Annotated in this window: 9 protein-coding genes; 6 read left to right on the top strand and 3 right to left on the bottom strand. The window is 33.6% G+C overall.

Annotation, left to right across the window (positions count from 1 at the left end):
- Positions 1-408: 408 nt before the first annotated feature.
- Together J7574_RS05565 and J7574_RS05560 are read right to left on the bottom strand one after the other, a co-directional pair.
- Positions 409-1,359 carry an AraC family transcriptional regulator gene (locus tag J7574_RS05565; protein WP_290965454.1) on the bottom strand — a complete coding sequence of 317 codons (951 nt, stop codon included), beginning with the start codon at positions 1,357-1,359 and terminating at the stop codon, positions 409-411.
- Positions 1,360-1,454: 95 nt separating this feature from the next.
- Positions 1,455-2,291, bottom strand: coding sequence for an SDR family NAD(P)-dependent oxidoreductase (locus tag J7574_RS05560; protein ID WP_290965451.1), 837 nt, complete (start codon positions 2,289-2,291; stop codon positions 1,455-1,457).
- A gap of 228 nt (positions 2,292-2,519) precedes the next feature.
- Here J7574_RS05560 and J7574_RS05555 point away from each other — a divergent pair, with 228 nt between their 5' ends.
- The 3 genes from J7574_RS05555 (at position 2,520) to J7574_RS05545 (ending at position 11,344) form a co-directional block, all read left to right on the top strand.
- The gene (locus J7574_RS05555) at positions 2,520-3,650 is read left to right on the top strand and encodes a serine hydrolase (protein WP_290965449.1); all 1,131 of its coding nucleotides are present in this window, start codon (positions 2,520-2,522) and stop codon (positions 3,648-3,650) included.
- A gap of 345 nt (positions 3,651-3,995) precedes the next feature.
- On the top strand, positions 3,996-7,700 hold the full coding sequence (locus tag J7574_RS05550) for a family 10 glycosylhydrolase (protein WP_290965446.1): 3,705 nt from the start codon (positions 3,996-3,998) through the stop codon (positions 7,698-7,700).
- 134 nt (positions 7,701-7,834) lie between these two features.
- Positions 7,835-11,344: an N-acetylmuramoyl-L-alanine amidase gene (locus tag J7574_RS05545; RefSeq protein WP_290965443.1), complete on the top strand. Its 3,510-nt coding sequence runs from the start codon at positions 7,835-7,837 to the stop codon at positions 11,342-11,344.
- 1,377 nt (positions 11,345-12,721) lie between these two features.
- Here J7574_RS05545 and J7574_RS05540 read toward each other — a convergent pair.
- Positions 12,722-13,390 carry a response regulator gene (locus J7574_RS05540; protein WP_290965440.1) on the bottom strand — a complete coding sequence of 223 codons (669 nt, stop codon included), beginning with the start codon at positions 13,388-13,390 and terminating at the stop codon, positions 12,722-12,724.
- A gap of 264 nt (positions 13,391-13,654) precedes the next feature.
- Between J7574_RS05540 and J7574_RS05535 the strand changes: the two genes are divergently transcribed.
- The 3 genes from J7574_RS05535 to J7574_RS05525 all read left to right on the top strand — a co-directional run.
- Positions 13,655-13,909 carry a hypothetical protein gene (locus J7574_RS05535; protein WP_290965438.1) on the top strand — a complete coding sequence of 85 codons (255 nt, stop codon included), beginning with the start codon at positions 13,655-13,657 and terminating at the stop codon, positions 13,907-13,909.
- 218 nt (positions 13,910-14,127) lie between these two features.
- Positions 14,128-16,074: a tetratricopeptide repeat-containing sensor histidine kinase gene (locus J7574_RS05530; protein WP_290965436.1), complete on the top strand. Its 1,947-nt coding sequence runs from the start codon at positions 14,128-14,130 to the stop codon at positions 16,072-16,074.
- Positions 16,075-16,629: 555 nt separating this feature from the next.
- Positions 16,630-21,631 (top strand): non-ribosomal peptide synthetase (locus J7574_RS05525; RefSeq protein ID WP_290965435.1); only part of this gene is annotated, 5,002 nt, incomplete at its 3' end.

Raw genomic sequence — 21,631 nt, 5'->3', positions numbered from 1 at the left:
GTTTAAACGTCCGAAGTTACTTTGTTTAAACGTCCAATTTTAAAAAGAGCGATGTAGCATGTGAAATAACAAAAATGATTTCTGAAATTCCTTATTCATTAAGATTTGACGAGCCTGCACACTTCAGTAAATTTTTCAAAAAAGCAATTAAAATTAACACCATCTCAGTATAGAAGTTTTTAAAATTAATTTACGAAAACCATATTATTAAATGTATGATATTCATTAAGCTAAATAGTATTTTTCTGAAATGATTCTTTTCGGAAGAGGCTCGTCCTTGTTTGGTTTTTCGAAGTTTAAGTGTTAACGTTCCAAATTTTGTAATTGATTTGCTAAAGTGGCTTCTCAAAAATTCTGATACAAATTCGTAGCGGACAATAGTGCTGAAAGTTTAAGCAACTATAAAAATTAATTGAATTGAGCTCTATATTGTTGCGGACTAAGATTTGTTTTTAATTTAAATAATCTGCTAAAGGATTGAGGCTGTTCAAAACCTAATTCAAACGCAATTTCTGAGATACTGAGAGCTGTAGCAGATAACTTATTTTTAGCACGATAAATCATTTTATCATGGATAATTTGTTGAGTGTTTTGCCCTGTAAGATTTCGTAATAGATCACTTAAATAGCTTGCTGACATATGCAGCTGATCGGCTAAATAATTTACGGTTGGAACTCCGGCATTCAAGACCTTACCACTATTAAAATAATCCTCCAACAATTGGTCTATACGGTCGGTAAGACTAGGATAGTTTTGCTTTCTGGTTAGAAATTGCCTATTGTAAAAACGTTGCGAATAGTTTAGCAATAGTTCAATTTGAGATATGATCACATTATGGCTCATGTCGTCTATACGGTTTTCAAGCTCTTCTTCAATATCTCTGAATAGTGCCAGAATGGTTTCTTTTTCTTTGGTCGAAAGGTGCAGCGCTTCATTGGCAGCATAAGAGAAAAAGTGATACTGATGGATCTTTTGTGCTAATGGATATTGCAGCAAAAAATCAGGATCTATAAGCAGGGTGATCTGCGGACTAAGTATTTTTTGTTCAGTTGTTTCCTCTTTATCATTCTCTTCAATTGATGAGAGAATTTGTTGGGGAGCTACAAAAAACAAACCGCCCTCTTTAAAATCAAATTTAGTCTGACCATACATTAACTCTCCTCCAGCATCTGGTTTAAAAGCTATTTTATAGTAATTCAATACGTGCGATTTATTAGGTGCACGACCTTTAAGAGGTTTGTCTACACCGTTTAACAAAACGATTAAAGGGTGCTTCGGAGGCGGAAAACCAGATGCCTCCATTACGTCAGCCAGCGTATTGAACCTTTTTACGGAATGATTTGATTTTTTTGAAACCATGATGTTATAAAATTTCTAGATTACAAGTTAAGCAATATTCGCTTTTCCCGACAAAAGAAAAGCGAATAAAAGTCTGTCAAAAATATCATAGATAATTAACCTTGGGCTGCTTCTGAAATAGTTTTCCAAGTTTCCCATTCCTGAATGCGTGCAGCATAGATTTGTTGGATATATGGCAAATCGTTTTTACCCAGCAGTAATCTCAGTGGTGGGTTTTCGGCATCTACAACAGCAAATATAGCCTCGGGAGTGGCGATAGGATTTCCTCGTTCCAGCTTTCGTAAATTTTCCATCAAGCTGTTTTTCAAATCATCATAATCCGCGATTTTTTTGCTGGCCATTTTTAGCGATTCAGCACTGCCAAATTCAGTATTATATGCCCCTGGTTCAATCAGCGTTACTTTGATGCCAAATGTGGCAACTTCTTTAGATAAACTATCATAGATAGCTTCAAACGCAAATTTTGAAGAACAATAATAACCAATAAGAGGATTACTATAAATGCCAACGGCACTGGACGTCCCCAAAATATGGCCATGACCTTGGGCTCGCAATATAGGCAATGCTGCCTGAATCACATGAATTGATCCCATAATATTGGTTTCGTACATGGCCTTTACCTCATCGGTGCCACACTCTTCGATAGTTCCTACCAAAGAATATCCGGCATTATTAAATACAATATCTAATCTTCCAAAATATTCATTGGCCTTGCTAATAGCGTTTTGCACTTGTGAGGCATTGGTTACATCCACTTCAAGTATCAAGACCTGATCGCCATACTTTTCTTTTAATGTGGCAATACTATTGATATTACGGGCTGTAGCCGCGACTTTGTCTCCGCGTTTCAAAGCGGCTTCAGTCCATATTTTTCCAAAACCTCGTGAAGATCCTGTAATGAACCAAACTTTTTCTTTTTGTTTATTTTCCATTTTTAAGTTGTATTAATATAAATGCAAAATTGCTTCTAAATGAATATGCTTGCGTTGCCAGAATGAGGATTATCCTAACCAAAATGAGAAAAACGTACTATTGGTATTAGAAAACGGCAGAACATCTATCTTTACCACATGGAAAATCAGCGCGAAAAACTGAATTAATTATTTGAGATTCATCTTTATCTAAACAATTTTGGTGATTCTTCCTAAAAAGCAAACCTTATGAAAAGATTCTTTTTATTATTAACCATTTTATGTTTTTTTTCAGGCTGTAAATCAGTAAATAATAATCCAATCAATCAAGTCTTAAAGAGTGATTCCAGAGCTATAAAAAAAGTTGCTGACCAGTCTGAATTGTATGAGCTTCAAATTATTTATACTTCGATAAAGAGAAAAAATAACGGCAAAGTTGTTTTAAAGGATTATAAATACAATGTTGATGCTTCAAATTATTATTATCCAGCTAGTACAGTTAAACTTCCTATTGCAGTTTTGGCTTTGGAAAAACTCAATGCTATTAAAGGGATTGACGTAAATACTGTTTTCAATGTAAATAACGACTCGACAAAGCTATCCTTCTCAGATAATTTGCGTAAAATTTTTGCTGTAAGTTCAAACGAAGCGAGTAATGATTTTTATGAATTTATGGGACGGGATTATATTAACAGCAAGCTGAGAGAAAAAGGATTTAAAAAAGTTCAGATCAATCACCGCTTATCTACTCCCAATTCAGGTGCAGCAGAAACTAAAGAGATAACGTTTCACAAGAAAGATGGCGAAAAAATCATCATTCCAAGCGTCAGCGACAGTAAAATTTTGACTTTAAAAATGAATAAAATATACAAAGGGAAAGGGTATTACGAAAATGGTAAATTGATTAATTCTCCTATGGATTTTAGCAAAAAGAATTACCTTCCCTTAGAAACATTACACGGAATTATGAAAAGAATTGTTTTTCCTGATAATTTTTCTCGCAAAGAACGTTTTGAGTTATCAGCAGAGAATAGAGAACTTCTTTTGTTTAATATGCAGAATTTACCCAGAAATGCAGGTTTTGATCCCAAAGAGTATTACGATAGCTACTGCAAGTTTTTTATGTTTGGCGATAAAAAGGATACTATTCCGAATAATATAAAAATATATAATAAAGTTGGAGATGCTTATGGCACACTAGTAGATTGTGCTTATATAGTAGATGAAATTAATAAAGTTGAGTTCATCATTAGCGCAACTCTACTGGTCAACGAAGATCAAATTTTCAATGACGATCATTATGATTATGATGAAATCGGATTGCCTTTTCTAGCAGAATTAGGACGAGCTTTTTATGAGCTAAATTTAAAGAAACCTTAAAAGTCTTTTTTTTGCGTTATTCTGCATGTTTTGTTTTTTGAGATTTAGAATTATGTGTTCTAATTTTTATCATAAATTTCTTTTTCGCTCCTCATTTTAGAGAATAAAAGTAGTAATTTTCTTTAAAATATATTTTTTTTACTTAAATATGTAAATATTTTATTAACAATTGTTAAAGTTTTTTTGAAAAGAAAAAGCTTTGTATTTGCTGTAGTTTGTGCATTATTTTATAATTATAAATGAATTATTTTGCATTTTTAAGTTAAAAAATTGAGTATAGTTGCGTTTTTTTGCGTTTTTATTTATTCTATATTTACGATTATTAACCTAAAAACTGCCAAATTTATGAATCAAAAACTACTCAATTTGTTCTTTTTAATAGTTATAAATGGTTTTATTTCAGGTCAAGGAACTAATATAACTCCAGGTTGTTCTAATAGCGGACCAGAAATAAGTGCAAACCCCAAAGCAGATTTAAGAGGAACCTATTTAACATCAGTCTATAATTTGGACTGGCCAAGCAATAGAACTGCAACTCCTGCAGTTCAGCAAGCCGAGCTTATTACAATCTTAGATAAATTGGTTCTTACGGGAATCAATACGGTTTATTTTCAGGTTCGACCAGAATGTGACGCTCTTTATAATTCATCTATAGAACCTTGGTCATATTGGCTGACAGGAACGCAAGGTGTTCCGCCAAATCCTATATGGGATCCTTTAAGCTTTGCTATTACAGAATGTAGAAAACGTGGATTAGATTTGCATGCGTGGCTGAATCCTTATCGTGCAAGTGTTGGCGGTTATACATTGGCGAATAATCACGTTTCTAAACTAAATCCATCCTGGGTATTTACAGCTTCAAATAATGCCAATCTTAAAATTTTGAATCCTGGTTTGCCAGCGGTACAAAATTATATAATTAGTATTGTTCAAGATATTGCTTCTAGATATGATATTGACGGAATTGTTTTTGACGATTATTTTTATCCAGATCAAGGTATGGCTAATAACCAAGATGCCGCGACTTATGCCAATAATAATCCGACAGGAATAAGTAATATTGATGATTGGCGCCGTGATAACGTTAATCGAATGATTGCAGGTGTCTATGATGCTTTGCAGGTTATTAATGCTAATTATAATAAAAATATTGTTTTTGGAGTTGCTCCGTTTGGCATCTGGAAAAGCGGAGTTCCGTCAGGAATTGTTGGAAATTCTTCTTATAGCGCATTGTATTGTGATCCAATAAATTGGTTGCAAAATGGCAAAGTAGATTTTATTTCGCCTCAATTATATTGGAAAATTGGCGGTTCTCAGGATTACATCAAACTTTCGCAATGGTGGAATGATCAGACCGCGACTTATGGCAGACATTTATATGTTAGTCAAGGGTATGATCGTTTGCCAAGCACTTCATCTCAGAATTGGCCTGCTTCAGAGATTCAAAATCAAATAGATCAGAACCGAATTGCGGGAATGACCAATACTTTTGGACAGACTTCCTATTCGACGCGCTATATTATGAGCGACGAAAAGGGAATTGCAACAGCTTTACAAAATAATCAGTATAAATATAAGTCTTTTCCGCCTTCAATGCCATGGAAAGATAATGTTTGTCCGTTGGAACCAACAAATATTAGATTTGAAGGAAATACTCTAAAATGGGATGCTCCAGCCGCGGCGGCTGATGGGGATTTGGCAATAAAATATGTGGTGTATGCATTTGCCACACAAGCTAATATTCCTAATCTAAAACAAGACGGCACAAAAGTTTTGGATATTGTAAATGCAACGCAAATTGTATTGACTACAGCTCAATTGACTGCTCCAAATAATTATTTTTTGGTAACGGCTTTGGATAAAAATAATAACGAAAGTGCCAATACTACAGGTGTTCCTTATAGTGCTTTGCCAGCGGCTCCAGTAGCTTTAAGTCCTACAGAAGGAGAGCTGTATGTGAGTTCTCCAGTAAATTTTTCTTGGAATTCTACCGTTAGTAATGGAGATTACCGTATTCAGGTTTCGAAATCTGCAGCAGGATGGACAGAAACAAACGGATTTACGAGTACTACAACGCCAAATTCTACAGTGGTTGTAAATGCTGTTGTTAATACAACTATGAGTTATGTTTGGAATCAGGCCAACGCTGCCGTTTATGAAGCTCCAATAGGAGGAACGACTTATTATTACACCATAAGAAGTTATAGTGCTGCAACGGGAACTTCAAAATATTCTGCTCCTGTAAGTTTTACTCCAAAAAGCGCCAATTGCACTGTGCCCGGAACAACTGTTATTACTGTAGATAATGTTGATGCAGCTTTAGTAGGATCATGGACCGCAACATCCGCTACTGCAGGCTATGTTGGGGCAAATTATATTCATGACGGTGATACTGCAAAAGGAACAAAATCGGCAACTTTTACGCCAACAATTACTCAGAGAGGCAGGTATGAAGTTTTTATCAATCATACCGCTGGAACGAATCGCGCTAATAATGTTCCTGTGGATATTATTCACGAAAGTGGAACAGCAACTGTTTCTGTAAATCAGCAAATTAATAATGGAACTTGGGTTTCGTTGGGAACCTACAATTTAAGTGCTGGAACCAATAATAAAGTGGTAATTCGTACCACAGGCACTTCAGGGGTTGTAATTGCAGATGCTGTTCGTTTTTATTTCATAGACTGTCTGCCAGACGCCACGCCACCTGTAGCTGATTTTTCACCAGCTTCGGCTACAGTATGTGCTGGACAAACGGTTATTTATACAAACGCATCAACTAATGCAACTTCTTATAGCTGGTCATTTCCGGGAGGAACTCCGAGTACGAGCACTGCTGCAAATCCGGTTGTAACTTATAATACCGCTGGAACTTACAATGTTGCTTTAACGGCTACAAATGGAGCAGGCTCAAATACGAAAACATTGACGAACGTAATTACAGTAAATCCCTCAGCGACAATCGCAGCTGGATTTACAGCTCCTTATACAGAATTGGCTACAGGCGAAAATATGACTTTAACCAATACTTCTACTGGCGCTACAACTTATGCATGGACTTTTCCTAATGGTTCTCCAGCAACAAGTACTGCGGCAAATCCGACAGTGAATTTTACCACAACAGGTACTAAAACGATTACTTTAGTAGCTTCAAATGCTTGCGGAAGCAATACGTATACAATGACGATTTGTGTTGGCACAAATACCAAAACAACGTTGGAAACTTTCGAAACTTCAGCAGGAAGATTTACAAGTGTCCCAACAACATCGGGTTCAACTGTGGGAATTGCCACAACATCAACATTGGCAAGAGCTACAGATAGTTATAAAAATGGGACAGCGAGTTTAAAAGCAGTTTTGAATGACAATACTTCGGTAAGTACAGATTGGTTGGTGCGTCTGCTTTCTGGCGGAGGAACTCCTGCAAATAATCAAGCTTTTGTTGGAAACCAAGGATCTTTTGGTTTTTGGCTGAAAACAAGTACGGCAAATGCTGGTGCAACTGTAACAGCCTGGATTGACGATGTTGACGGCTTAGAAGAATTACCTCCAATAGCTATCATCAATAACGGAACTTGGAATTACTACGAATGGTTTTTGCCAACAGCAGTAGGAACAACAATTACAACCGGAAATGGAATGGTTGGCGGAGCTTCTGTGACTTTAGATGCTATTGTGATCAAACAAAGCAATACTGCCAATACTATGACGGTTTGGATTGATGATATTCAGCACAATTATATTTCGGCTTGTTCTGGAACTAGAAAAACACTAAATACAGAAGAAATAAAAGAACTTGAAGATAGTAAAGTTTCAAATGAACTAATGGTATATCCAAACCCTACCAATGGAATTTTGAATTTGAAACTGGACAGCAACGTAAAATCGGATGTTCGATTATTTACCATTACAGGACAGCAATTAATAAATACCACTTTTGAAGGTACAGAGCAACAGCTTGATTTGAACAATTTTGCAAAAGGAATTTACCTTCTTCAGGTTTCAACCGATGGCAAGAGAACTACTAAAAAGATCATTTTAAATAAGTAATTTTTGTTTTTGGTTAAGAAAGACCGCCAATTGAATTGGCGGTTCTTTTTGTGCTAAAAAAAATGTTTTTAAGGGTATTTTCTTATAAATAATCATAACTACGTAAACTATTTATTAACAAAAAGCAAAAAAACATGAGGAAAAACAAACTTATCGATTTGCGAAACCAAATTGCTTCAATTATGGTTTTGTTTAGTGTTGCAACTGGTTTGGCTCAAACGACGCCAGACTACAAAAAGCCAAGTGACGAGCAACTCTATTCTTTGGCAGACAAATACTTGAAATCTTCTATTAAAAAAGAAACCAAACCTAATGGTGAGGTCTTTCTGCAAAGAGATATGGGAGATTATCTGGCATTAGCAAATAAAAAAAATGAAGTAACCAGCAAGCCAGATTTAGCAGAAAAACATGATGAATTAGAATGCGAGCATAATGGAGAACTTTTGAAAGAGTATCTAAACAGGCCGCATCCTTCGGTTAAAACAATGGTGAAATATTTTACTGAAGCCAGTAAAGAATTTGATGTTCCCGTAGAAATTTTAATGGCAGTAGGACAAGTGCAAAGCAATTGGGCGCAAGTGTCTTCTTCTTTCTATGGATCTTGGGGTGTAATGGGATTGATTGAAAGCGATTATAATAACCAGATTGCCGTTGCCGCTAAATTAATCAAATCTACTCCGGAAGCAATTAAAACGGATGCTAAAACTAATATTAGGGCAGCAACAGCCTTATTAAAAAGTTATCAAAAAAAAACAAATCCAAAAGGATTGGAAGATTGGTTTGATGCAACACGAGAATTAACTGGTTTGAAGGATGAAGAAATGAAAACTTCATTGGCAGAACGTTTCTTTAAAGTAATTAAAGAGGGTTCCAAAACAGTTACGCTTTGGAAAGAAATTATTGATATTAAAGGAAGTACTGTTACAATTCCGTTATCTAAAACTTCAAAAAGTTCAACTGCAAAAGCAAGCGCAACTGAAGCAGTTATGGCAGTTGATTATCCGGGAGCTTTATCAAGAATTACGGCTTGTAATTATGGAGTAGGGCGTAATGGTTATGGTATAGATTACTATTTTGTACATTATATGGCAACCGGTACTTATGAAGGCGCTATTTCGTATTTTAATGATTGCAGTCGAACTACTCCAACTTCTGCACACTATTGTATACGTAATTCTGATGGCCAGATTTCGCAGGTTGTTCGCGAAGCCGATCGTGCTTATTCGCAAGGAGTTTCAGGATATCCACAGTGGAATGGAGCAGGAGTGAGTACAGAACACGAAGTTTTAGCAACGAATTTATCCATGTGGGACAGTCAGCCAATGTTGGATGCGGCGGCAGCTTTAGCAATTGATGTTTGCGATAGAAGCGGTGTTCCAAAAACAAGACGTGTGACTAATGGAAACCGTGGAATTTACGGCCATAACGACGTAAACTCAGGAACAGATTGCCCTAATCTTACAACAGCGCGCTGGAATGTTTTATTGGCAAAAATTGCGGCTGGCAGTTCAACAAATGTTCCAGTTCCAACAGCACCTACGGCAGGGCAGGTATATGTTAGCACTCCTGTAAACTTTACTTGGGACTCTTCAGTTACAAATGCCGATTACCGTATTCAGGTTTCAAAATCGAATACAGGATGGAATGATACAGACGGATTTACATCTACAACCACACCAAATAGCACCGTGGTGGTGAATGATGTTGTAAATACTGTAAAGAGTTATTCTTGGAATACTACAAGCGCGGCAGTTGCCGAATCTCCAATAGGGGGAACAGTTTACTATTACACAATCAGAAGCTATAGTGCTGCAACAGGAACTTCAAAATATTCTGCTCCAGTGAGTTTTACTCCAAAAAGTACCAATTGTACTGTGCCAGGTATAACCTCAATTACGGTAGACAATTTAGCGGCAACTTTGGTTGGTGCTTGGACTTCTACTTCTGCAACAGCAGGTTACATCGGTACTGATTATATTCATGATGGCGATACTGGAAAAGGAGCTAAATCGGCAACCTTTACTCCGTCAATTGCTCAAAGAGGCAGATATGAAGTTTTTATCAATTTTACGGCTGGCACAAACCGACCGACAAATGTTCCTGTAGATATTATCCATGAAAGTGGGACAACTACTGTGACAGTAAACCAGCAAATCAATAATGGAACCTGGGTTTCACTTGGAACATACAATTTTAGTTCAGGTTCTGCAGGCAAAGCTGTGATTCGTACAACAGGTACAACAGGAGTTGTTATTGCAGATGCTTTTAAATTTACCTTTGTTGATTGTCTGCCAGAAAATACAGCGCCAGTAGCTAATTTTACGCCAGCAGTTTCGACAGTATGTGCAGGACAAACCGTAGCCTATACAAGTACTTCTACCAATGCAACTTCTTATAGCTGGTCATTTCCGGGAGGAACGCCAAGTACCAGTCCGCTTGCAAATCCTGTAGTTACTTATAACACTACAGGAACTTACGATGCTAGCTTAACTGCTATAAACAGTATAGGTTCTGATACCAAAACGGTAACAGGATTGGTAACCGTTAACCCAGCAGTGGCAGTTACAGCTGGTTTTACCGCTCCTTTAACAGAATTGGCAATTGGCGAAAGTGTGACTTTAACTAACACTTCTACAGGAGCAACTGCTTATAGCTGGACTTTCCCTAATGGATCTCCGGCAACAAGTACAGCTGTAAATCCATCAGTAAGTTTTACAACAGTAGGTTCAAAGACTGTTACTTTAGTAGCCTCAAATGCTTGCGGAAGCAATACCTACACAATGACATTTTGCGTAGGCTCAAATACCACTACTACTTTAGAAACCTTTGAAGCTTCTGCAGGCAGATTTACTCAAGTTCCAACGACTTCGGGTTCTACAGTCGGAATAGCAACCACTTCTACCTTGGCAAGAGCAACAGATAGTTTTAAAAATGGAACAGCGAGCTTAAAAGCAGTTTTGTATGACAATACATCAGTAACTACAGATTGGCTAGTGCGTTTGCTTTCTGGTGGGGGAACTCCTGCAAACAATCAGGCGTTTGTTGGCAATCAGGGGTCTTTCGGTTTTTGGCTGAAAACAAGTACGGCAAATGCTGGAGCGACTGTAACGGCTTGGATCGATGATGTTGACGGACTGGAAGAATTGCCTCCGCAAACCATTATAAACAATGGAGTATGGAATTATTATGAGTGGTTTTTGCCAACTGCAGTAGGAACAACAATAACAACTGGAAATGGCATCGTTGGTGGAGCATCTGTAACTTTGGATGCTATTGTAATCAAACAAAGCAACACAGCAAATACAATGACGGTTTGGATTGATGATATTCAGCACAATTATATTTCAGGTTGTTCTGGAACTAGAAAAATGCTGGATACGGCTGCTGATGTTGAAGACGTAAAAATTGATGGCGGATTGGTTGTTTATCCAAATCCAACAAACGGGATTTTGAATTTGAGTTTAGAAAATAACACAAAATCTGATGTTCGTCTGTATAATGCTTTAGGACAGCAATTGTTAAATACAACTTTTGAGGGATCAACGCAGCAACTTGATCTAAACAATTTTGGAAGAGGAATTTATCTCCTTCAGGTCATTAGTGATGATAAAGTGACAACGAAGAAAATCATTTTAAGCAAGTGATTTGGTTAGGTTATTACGAATCTTTTGTCTAATGCAATCAAATACTGCCCGAAAGGAATGACAATTAGTGTTAGAAGCAGTAATAATGAAAAAGGTGTGACAGTGAGCGTTCAGGATAAAGTTATGAGATTCCTGAAGGTGATTTGGATAACATAGTCAACAATTCTTCATGGTGACGTCTAACAATATGAAAACCTTTCCTGGTAAGGGATTAGGTGTTTATACACGGCACAGATCATTTACAAGCATAAGCAACTATTGCAGTTACTAGCAGGGAAGGAAAAGGCTCTACGTTTACATTTTATGTTGCCATATGTCACAATAGAATGTTTTTTTTCCTTTTTAATGAGTTTCACTATTTTGCCACAATTTTGCCGTAGAAATTTTGAGCATTTTTAAAAGACTTGAAAAAATGGAGTAAAAACAAAAAATCTGCGTATCTCAAGATTCGCAGGTTTTTTTTGATCCCTAAATTTAGAGTAAAAAAAAAGTTCTAATCTTTGATTAGGATCTTTGTGGGGTGTATAAGTTTCGAACCTAAAGTCGTCAGCAATTGATTTTTCTGAATTCTGTTTTTCAAAAATGCAATGTGCCACGATTCTACCACAAAACTCAGAGCAATAATATTCATGACATTTGTTATGTTAATCTATATTTGAAACTAACATTTTTAAAGCTCTTATTTGCTTAAAGCACTATTTTTAACTTGAAAGTCAGACTGTTTTTTATTTAAAAAAAAGCAACCGAAAACCAATTGAAAAAAATGAATTCTATTGAAAAGAATGTTTCAGTAGAAAACGCCGTTACTATTCTTTTCAAAAACGGCATTCAGGTAGATGAGTAGGAATCTAAAAGTACTTTGAAATTATTATATTTAATGTAAAAAAAACACGATAGACCAAAATAGAAAAAACTATATCCTTAACGAGACTTCGAATCATCGTCTAGTTTCGATCAGATCCCTAACAAAAAAACTTTTAGATTGATTGCTTGTAAAAAAAGCGATCCATAAAATGGTAGGCTGTAAGGGCTTGAGCAACCTACATATTTGTGAAAAAGAACAACTTTATATAGTTGTCTCCTTAAATCTCTGTGACACAATTTTCAAACCATTTTCTCCAAGATTTGAATAAATTGGTAGATTTTATTGAATAAATTTGGGAAATAATAAAAAAAACATTAGTAATAGTATTTGAAGTAATTTTCTTGAGCATCAGATTATTAAAAGTAAATCTTAATTTGAAATAGATTGCCCTATAAGGATTATGAATTTTGGGTAACAATAACCTTTTTGATATTGATTTTTTGACAGGTATAAAAATCTAAAAATAAGAGTTATTCTCAGATGCTACGACAAAAACATATAAATTGAATGCACTATAACAATCCTAGCTTTTTAACTTTACCTATTAGGTCTCTGTCACTTCCTTTACCCATCAATAACTGTTCTTTAATATTAGCTTTCCTTTTTTCTATTGCACTCATAGAAAGTGGAATATAATTAGGAAGATTTACAGTTTTTACTCCCTGACATATAAGAGTTAGAATTTTATTGTCGTGATTATCCCAATTAATATTTTTTTTGAATAATTCTCTTTGAGATTCTATTATAGTAGGACTATGAAATATATCTCCATCTATAATCTTTTTACAAATAACAGGGAATAGTTCAAAATTAATATCGCTCTTTGCAATAAAGCCTTCCGGATTTATTTCTTTAATGATTTTATCAACCGTTAAAGGCTCACTATGCATACTAAGAAGGACTATTTTACAACTAGGATTTTTTTTTCTTAGAAGTGATGCTAAGTCAGTACCATCTTCGATTCTTAATTCCGGATATGGAGGAAGATTAATATCCAATAATGCTAAATCAATATTTATGCTCTGTTTAAGATGAAAATTGATTTTATTATAAGCATCTTCACAATTATAACTTTTTATAAAAGTTGGTTCATTATAATGATAATCAATGTTAGATAAAAGATTTATGTAGCCATCAACGGTCATGGGATGATCATCAACAATGAAAATATTAAAACTCATAAATTACATTTTAAATTTAGACTCAATATTAATTAATATTTTGCTATTTCAAGCATGAGTTTGCAAAAAATTATAAGTAAAGTCCTAAATTTAACACAGAATTTCTTTTTTTATTGACAAAATATCTAAAAATATCGAAATAACTATTTTTTTAATTTTGTAAAAAGTCATTTTAAATGTAACTTAAATTTTACGGTAAGTCCGTAATATAGATTCGTTTTGTAGTCTTTTTTTTGTATAAATAACTTTAATAAAATTGTTTTTATGAAAATTAGAATATATAGTATCGTATTTATTTTTCTTTCTTTTTTTTTCGCCTCATGTACATCTGATAGTATCGATGACCAAGTAGAGACTTCGGGTGGTAGTTTAAAAACTGTGCCTAATATAAAAGAAAAAGAACGTGTAAATGAAGAAGTAATTGTAAAAGCTAGTGATTCAATTTACGAAATTTCAGCTTTGGATTCGGGTATTGATCCAGATGGAGATCCAAGTAATCCAAGACCACCGAGAAAGTAATTGCTATTAGTATTGGCATTATTATTATGTAGGAAGACTATGCTTATTTATTTAAAAAATACATAGTCTTTTTATTTCAAAATACTATATTTGAAACTCATAATAATTTTGCACACTTGACAACATCTCATAAAATATTTTTTCTGTTTCTTATACTTTTTGCTTTCTCATGCACAAGAAATAATTTAGTTAATTCAGAAAGTAGCAAAGTTATTTTATTGAGTAAGAGTCAACTAAATAATTTATCGCCTTATCAAAAAGAAAAATACTTAGATTCAATACTTTTTTTATTAAAATATCAAAAGAATGATTCTATAATTAGAAACTTATATTTTAGAATATCTACAGAATATTACTATAATAATAACATCAAAAAGTCTCTGAAAACCAGTTTAAAGGTTTTAAAATTATCTAATGAAGTAGATGATAAAGAGGCAACTGCCAAAGCATTTTATTATGTTGGGGATAGCTATATAAATGATAAAAAAGACAGTGCATATTTTTATTATTTGCAAGCAGAAAAGATGTATTATAAAATATCTGATTATGACAATGTAGCAAGAATGTTATTCAATAAAGCTTATGTTTTATTTTATGACGGAAATTATATAGAATGTGAAGTTGAAATTTCAAAGGCTCTGAAGTATTTAAGAAATTCTAAGGATCATCGGTTAGTTTATTCTTGTAATACATTGATGGGTAATTGTTTAGAGAAACTGGCGAATTATGATAAAGCATTATGGTATCATCAGCTGGCTTTGAACAGTTTAGAAAAAATGAAATTTATAAATATTGATAATGATGAAATAAATAATTACAGTGTTACATCTACTATTAACATTTGTAATCTTTATGATTTAAAAGGAGAGTATTCAAAATCTATAAAAAAACTGGAAGGGATACTTTCTGAAGATTTAAAAAAGTGGCCAATATTATATGCAAACGTTCTAAGTAATTTGGCTTATTCCAGAATGAAAAATGGACAATATGATAATGTTTGTCAGATGTTCTTTACGTCACTAAGGATTGTAGAAAATAGTGGAGAACAATCTGATATTTTATATAAAAAAATTCACATTGGCGAATATTTTTTAACGCAAAAAGACACCGTAAAAGCAATCAAAATTCTTAAAGAAGCAAATTTACTAGCGACTAAGATTAAGAATAGTAATGAAGTTTTAACCTCATTAAAGATGCTTTCGAAGATAGATAAAAAAAACATTTTAAGTTATGTAAATGAATATATTAAAGTTAGTGATAGTATAAATATTATTCAAAAAAATGCACACCACAAGTATGCAAGGATTGAATATGAAACCTCGAGAATAGAGGAAGAAAATAAAATTTTGACAAAAAAGAACTTTTACATTTTAATTATTTCATTTATACTGATATTATCATTGGTAGTAATCGTCGTTTTTCGTTATTTCAAATACAAAAATAAAGAATTGAAATTCTTAAAAATACAGCAAAAAGCCAATGAGGAAATTTATTTGTTGCTAACAGAACAGCATGAAAAAATAAATGCCGCAAAAGATAATGAGAAAGCCAAAATAGCAAGAGAATTACACGATGGTGTAATGAATAAAATTTATGGAGTTCGAATGAATTTGGGTTTTTTTAATTCTAAAATAGAAAAGGAAATAATTGAAAAAAGAAAAGAATACATTTTTGAATTGCAGAATATCGAAAATGAAATTAGAACAATATCACACGACTTAAGCCGTAAATCATTTCTGGACCACAATGATTTTAATACCTTATTATTAAGTCTAATAGAAAACCAGAAAGAAATAAGCGAGACACAGTTTAGATACCTTTATGATTCTAAAATTGAATGGACGACTATTCAGAATATTTATAAAATAAATTTATACAGAATACTTCAGGAAGCAATTTTGAATATTAATAAGTACGCAAATGCTAAAAATTGTGATGTGAAAATTACACAGGAAGGAGATGATTCTCTTAGAATGTCTATTATTGATGATGGACAGGGATTTGATATCAATGGACTAAAAAGCGGTATTGGACTAATTAATATGAATGAAAGAACTGAATCTCTAAACGGCCAATTTTACATGGAATCGAAAATTGGTATAGGAACAAAAATTGAGGTAATCATTAATTTTTTAGATCCAAATCTGGACAAGATTGTCGATTAATCTCGTAAACCTCATCGCAATAAAATAATTGTTTATATTTTTTTTAAGATAGATATAAAACTTCAAAATCTGTCTTTAAAACTTCGTTATAAAATTGATTCAAAATGTTAACTCAGTTCTTTTGAAGTTAACACCATAATTATAGGTTTTTGATTAAGTGTAATAACACACGAAATGATTCCAAAACTTCATAGGATTATTGCTACTGATTTTCTTTTTAAGTAAAAAAAAAGTTACTTAAAAAAGTGCTTTAAAGAATTGTAAAACAAAATCTTCCCCCATAAATAGGTTACTTTTTAAACGCTTTTATGTTTGAAAGATAAGTCCGTAATTTTTATATAAAAAGCCCGTAATTTTTAAATACATCTTACTGCTATTTTCGTGAAAAATCTACTGTATTTTAAAGAACATTAATTCTGATTTTGATGATTTTACAAAATTGCTTTGTGTTTACTTTAATATAGTTGAGAAAAAAATATTCTAAAAAAGCTCTTTCAAATAAATCGGTAGAGCCGTCACTTAGAATATCCAATTAAAAATAGTAAAGTAAATTTTATGAGTACGAATTCAGAATCAAATAATATTAATACAGTTTCTAAGTATTGGAAAACAAAAATATTAAACAGAGAAGTAATTCAGGAATTACATCATGAAGAATGCAGTCTTCCAAAGGTTATTATTTTAAAGCGTGAAATACAATACTTTAATAAACTCACAAGTGGCAACCCAATAGCTCAGTATACTGTTGTAAATGCTATTTTTTCTTTTTTGCTAAAAAAACAACTAAGTGAGTTCGATGGTTTTATCGTTTCAAATTATGAAGAATACGAAAAACCATTACTTTTTTCATTTCCGGTAAATTTAGAAATGTCTTTTAAAGAATATCTTCAAAACATAAAAAATGAAGTATTAGAGACATTGCAATATGCCTCTTATGATTATAAAGACAGACTGACGGATAATAATAATTGGTCCCATTATAATATTAACATTAACTCAAAAATCCAATCAGCTTGTAAAGGAATTTTGATCAATGTACAAATTAACGATAACGAAGACATAGAAGTACAAATTTCTTATTTGGAAGCTTTTGCAAATAAAGCACTAATTAACTCAGTTAATCAGTCTTTTAAGAATTTTATGATTAATCTGGAAGATAACCTGAGTGCAGATTTATCAATTTTTTCTTTGCTGTCGGAAAAGGAGAGATCCAAAATATTATTTGATTTTAATTCGAATACTGTCAGTTATCCAAACCATAAAACAATTGTAGATTTATTTGAAAAACAAGTAACAGAGACTCCAGATCATGTTGCTATTGCATTCGAAGAATCGAAAATAACATTTACAGAACTAAACAAAAAAGCAAATCAGTTAGCCCATTACATTTCTTCTAAACAAAATGTAAAGAAGGGAGATATTATTGGTGTTTTTTTACCAAAGTCAGATCTTGGAGTTATTTCATTAATAGCCATTTTAAAACTAGGCGCGACCTACTTGCCAATCGATATCAATTATCCTGAGGAAAGAATCGATTACATTATAAAAGACAGTGGCTTAAAGTTACTAATCGAAGCTGATGATGAATTTAAAACTTCTAATTGCAACTTGTTAAAAATTAACAATGTACAATTTGGAGATTACAGTAGTGAGAATATCAATACATTGATTTCTCCTCAGGATTTAGCCTATTTAATTTATACTTCAGGCTCTACCGGACAGCCAAAGGGCGTAATGGTTGAGCATAGTAGTAATATAAATATGTCATTGGATCAGATTCGTTTTTTTAAAGTTACAAATGCAGATAAAATTGTATGGTTTGCTTCTGTAGCTTTTGATGCCTCTATATCTGAAATTATGATGAGTTTATACAGTGGAGCTACGCTGTGTATCCCGACAGAGGAAACAATTAAAGACAAAAATAAATTTGCAAAATTTTTAATTGAAAGTAAATCAACGGTAGTTACATTTCCGCCTAGTTATTTAGGACTACTGCAAAACGAAGATATTTCAGGATTACGATGTATTATAACAGCAGGAGAATCTGCAAATCCTACACATGCAGAAGCCATTGTTAAATCCGGAATAGAGTATTACAATGCATACGGACCAACTGAATGTGCCGTTTGCGCTTCTATGTATCAGGTAACCAAAGACGATTTTGGTAAAGCAATGATACCTATTGGCAAAGCCATTTCCAATAGTCAGATTTACCTATTAGACGATTATTTAAACCCAGTATCGATAGGAGTTTCTGGTAAACTTTATGTATCAGGAGCAGGTGTTTCCAGAGGATATTTGAATAAACCGGAACTTACCGCCGAAAAGTTCATCGACAATCCTTTTATTAAAGGAACCCGAATGTACGATACCGGAGATTTGGGTTGTTGGCTGCCAGATGGCAATATAGAGTTTCAGGGCAGAAAAGATCATCAGGTAAAACTTAGAGGATACAGAATTGAACTGGGAGAAATCGAGAACGCCGTATTACAGTATTCAGACCAGTTAAAACAAGTAGTTGTTGAGGTAAAAGGGCAGAATGAAGAAAGAGTATTGGTAGCTTATTTTGTATCTGCTACCGATGTGGATAAATCTGCATTGCGACAATTTCTGCAAAACAGCTTACCGGACTATATGATTCCGGGATTTTATATTGCATTAGAAAAATTACCATTAACGCCTAACGGAAAAATAGACCGAAAAGCATTACCTGATATTTCAGGAGATGATATCATCAGAAAAGAATATGTAGCTCCTGAAAACGAAATTGAGAAAACACTCGTTGCAGTGTGGCAGGAAGTTTTAGGAGTAGAAAAAATAGGGGTAACAGATAATTTCTTTGAACTTGGCGGACACAGTCTTGTTGTGGCTCAGGTTATAAACCGTATGCATAAGCAACTGGAGAAAACAGTTTCGTTTAAAGTTTTTTTTGCCAATCCAACCATAAAAGCCCTAAGTCAGCAACTGCATACTAATGATTATGCTTTAATACCAGTAGCGGCTGCAATGGAATCTTACCCATTAACAGCATCACAAAACCGTCTATGGATTTTAAGCCAGATGGAAGGAGGCTCATTAGCCTACAACATGCCGGCAGCAGTAAATTTAAAAGGAATTGTTGATTTGGATAAGTTTCAGCAGTCGTTTAAAACCATAATTGATCGTCATGAAATTTTGCGCACCAGCTTCAGAACCAGTGAAGAAGGAGAAATTAGACAATATATCCTTCCGTCAGAAAAAGTAACGTTTGCTATAACCGAAGAAGATTTTCGTCTTGTCGATAATCAGCAGGAAGCAGTTGCTGACTATTTACATGAAAAAAATGCAGAACCTTTCAATTTAGAGCAGGCACCATTGGTTAGGGCATCTTTAATAAAATTAAAAGAAAATGAACAAGTATTTTTCTTATCCCTTCACCATGTTGTAGGAGATGGATGGTCGATTGAATTATTAATATCAGAGTTTGTTAAGATTTATAATGGTTTATCACAAGGTAAAGAAATTAGTTTGCCGGAATTAAAAATACAGTATAAAGATTATGCCGTTTGGTTAAACGGACAAATTCAGCAAAAAGAACAACAAACCTCAGAACAATATTGGTTAGATCAGTTTAAAGGAGATTTACCTGTATTGGAATTGCCTGGGTTTAAAAAACGTCCTTTAATACAAACGTATAATGGAGACAAGGTAAAACATCATTTTTCTGGTACGTTTCTAGAAAAAATTAAAGCCTTTTCTCAAAAACAAGACGTTACCTTATTCATGATAGTAATGGCAGGAATAAATGCCTTATTACACCGATATACGGGTCAGGAAGATATAATACTGGGAACTCCGATTGCAGGAAGAGAACATCCTGATCTAGAAAATCAGATAGGATTGTACTTGAATACGCTCGCAATTCGTACACAATTCAAAGAAAAAGGCAACTTTTTAGATTTGGTTACGCTTCAAAAAGAAACTTTATTAAATGCGTACGATCATCAAAACTATCCATTTGATGCTTTAATTGGAAAACTGAACCTGAAAAGAGACACAAGCCGATCTGCCTTGTTTGATGTTTTGGTCATCCTGCAAAACCAAAGTCAATTAAATAATTTAAATACGGAGGAACTTGTTGGACTTGAATACAGCAATTACAATTTTGCTGGAAAAATGTCGCAATTTGATCTCACTTTTACTTTTGTTGAGACCAATGGTTTAGAGTTGTCAATTGAATATAACACAGATATCTATGACAAATTTTTGATAGAGAGAATGTTTGTTCATTTTGAAAATCTGCTTAATACATTTTTATTGCAACCAACAAAAGCAATTCAGGAAGCAGATTATTTGGGAGCTTTAGAAAAGCAACAATTGATTTTGGAATTTAATGATACCAATGTTGCGTATTCAAAAGACGAAACATTACTGGATTTATTTGAAAAACAAGTAAAGAAAACACCTCATCAGATTGCTGTAGTATTTGAAGATAGCGAGTTGACTTATAAAGAACTTAACGAAAACGCCAATCAATTAACCCATTATTTAGTAGAAAATTACACAATAGCACCAGATGATTTAATAGGAATCAAGTTAGAAAGAAGTGAGTATATACTGGTTGTTATCCTGGGAATATTAAAATCAGGAGCAGCTTATGTACCTATAGATGTAAATTACCCTAAGGAAAGAATTGCTTATATAGAAAAAGACAGTAATTCGAAAATAGTTATAGACCAGAAGGTACTGCAAACATTTAGCAAAGTTCAAAAGAAATATTCAAAAGAGAATTTAGAAAAAATTAATCTACCGGAGGATTTAGCCTATATAATTTATACATCGGGCACTACAGGAAATCCAAAAGGGGTCATGATAGAGCATAGAAATGCAGTCGAATTAATTAACTGGTCAAAAACCGAATTTGATTCAGCAAAATTCGAAATTATGTATGCCGTAACTTCCTATTGTTTTGATTTGTCAGTTTATGAATTTTTCTACGCCTTAGCTGAAGGAAAGAAAATCAGGATTTTAAGAAATGCTCTGGAGATTAAAAATTACGTAGACAAAGAAGACAAAATTTTATTAAATACAGTTCCTTCGGTTGTCAGACAGCTACTGGAAAATAAGACCGATTTAAAAAATGTATCTCTTATTAACATGGCAGGAGAAATTGTGCCGGTAGATATTGTCAAAAAACTTCAAAAATTACCGATAGAAATAAGAAACCTATACGGTCCATCAGAAGATACGACCTATAGTACTGCTTATTTAATTAAAAATCAGGAATACAGATCAATTCTAATAGGTAAGCCCATTTCCAACAGTCAGGTTTACATATTAGATGATTATTTAAACCCTGTATCTATAGGAGTAACCGGTAAACTTTATGTATCAGGAGCAGGCGTTTCCAGAGGATATTTGAATAAACCGGAACTTACTGCCGAAAAGTTCATCGACAATCCTTTTATCAAGGGAACCCGAATGTACGATACTGGAGATTTGGGCTGTTGGCTGCCAGATGGGAATATAGAGTTTCAGGGCAGAAAAGATCATCAGGTAAAACTTAGAGGATACAGAA

The organism is Flavobacterium sp., from assembly GCF_017744675.1.
GTDB lineage: Bacteria > Bacteroidota > Bacteroidia > Flavobacteriales > Flavobacteriaceae > Flavobacterium.
This window is presented reverse-complemented; position numbering and strand designations above follow the sequence as displayed.

What these genes read in the sequence shown, in the direction of transcription:
- J7574_RS05565 (WP_290965454.1), bottom strand. Translation starts at nt 1,359, where the DNA reads ATGGTTTCAAAAAAATCAAATCATTCCGTAAAAAGGTTCAATACGCTG.
- J7574_RS05560 (WP_290965451.1), bottom strand. Translation starts at nt 2,291, where the DNA reads ATGGAAAATAAACAAAAAGAAAAAGTTTGGTTCATTACAGGATCTTCA.
- J7574_RS05555 (WP_290965449.1), top strand. Translation starts at nt 2,520, where the DNA reads ATGAAAAGATTCTTTTTATTATTAACCATTTTATGTTTTTTTTCAGGC.
- J7574_RS05550 (WP_290965446.1), top strand. Translation starts at nt 3,996, where the DNA reads ATGAATCAAAAACTACTCAATTTGTTCTTTTTAATAGTTATAAATGGT.
- J7574_RS05545 (WP_290965443.1), top strand. Translation starts at nt 7,835, where the DNA reads ATGAGGAAAAACAAACTTATCGATTTGCGAAACCAAATTGCTTCAATT.
- J7574_RS05540 (WP_290965440.1), bottom strand. Translation starts at nt 13,390, where the DNA reads ATGAGTTTTAATATTTTCATTGTTGATGATCATCCCATGACCGTTGAT.
- J7574_RS05535 (WP_290965438.1), top strand. Translation starts at nt 13,655, where the DNA reads ATGAAAATTAGAATATATAGTATCGTATTTATTTTTCTTTCTTTTTTT.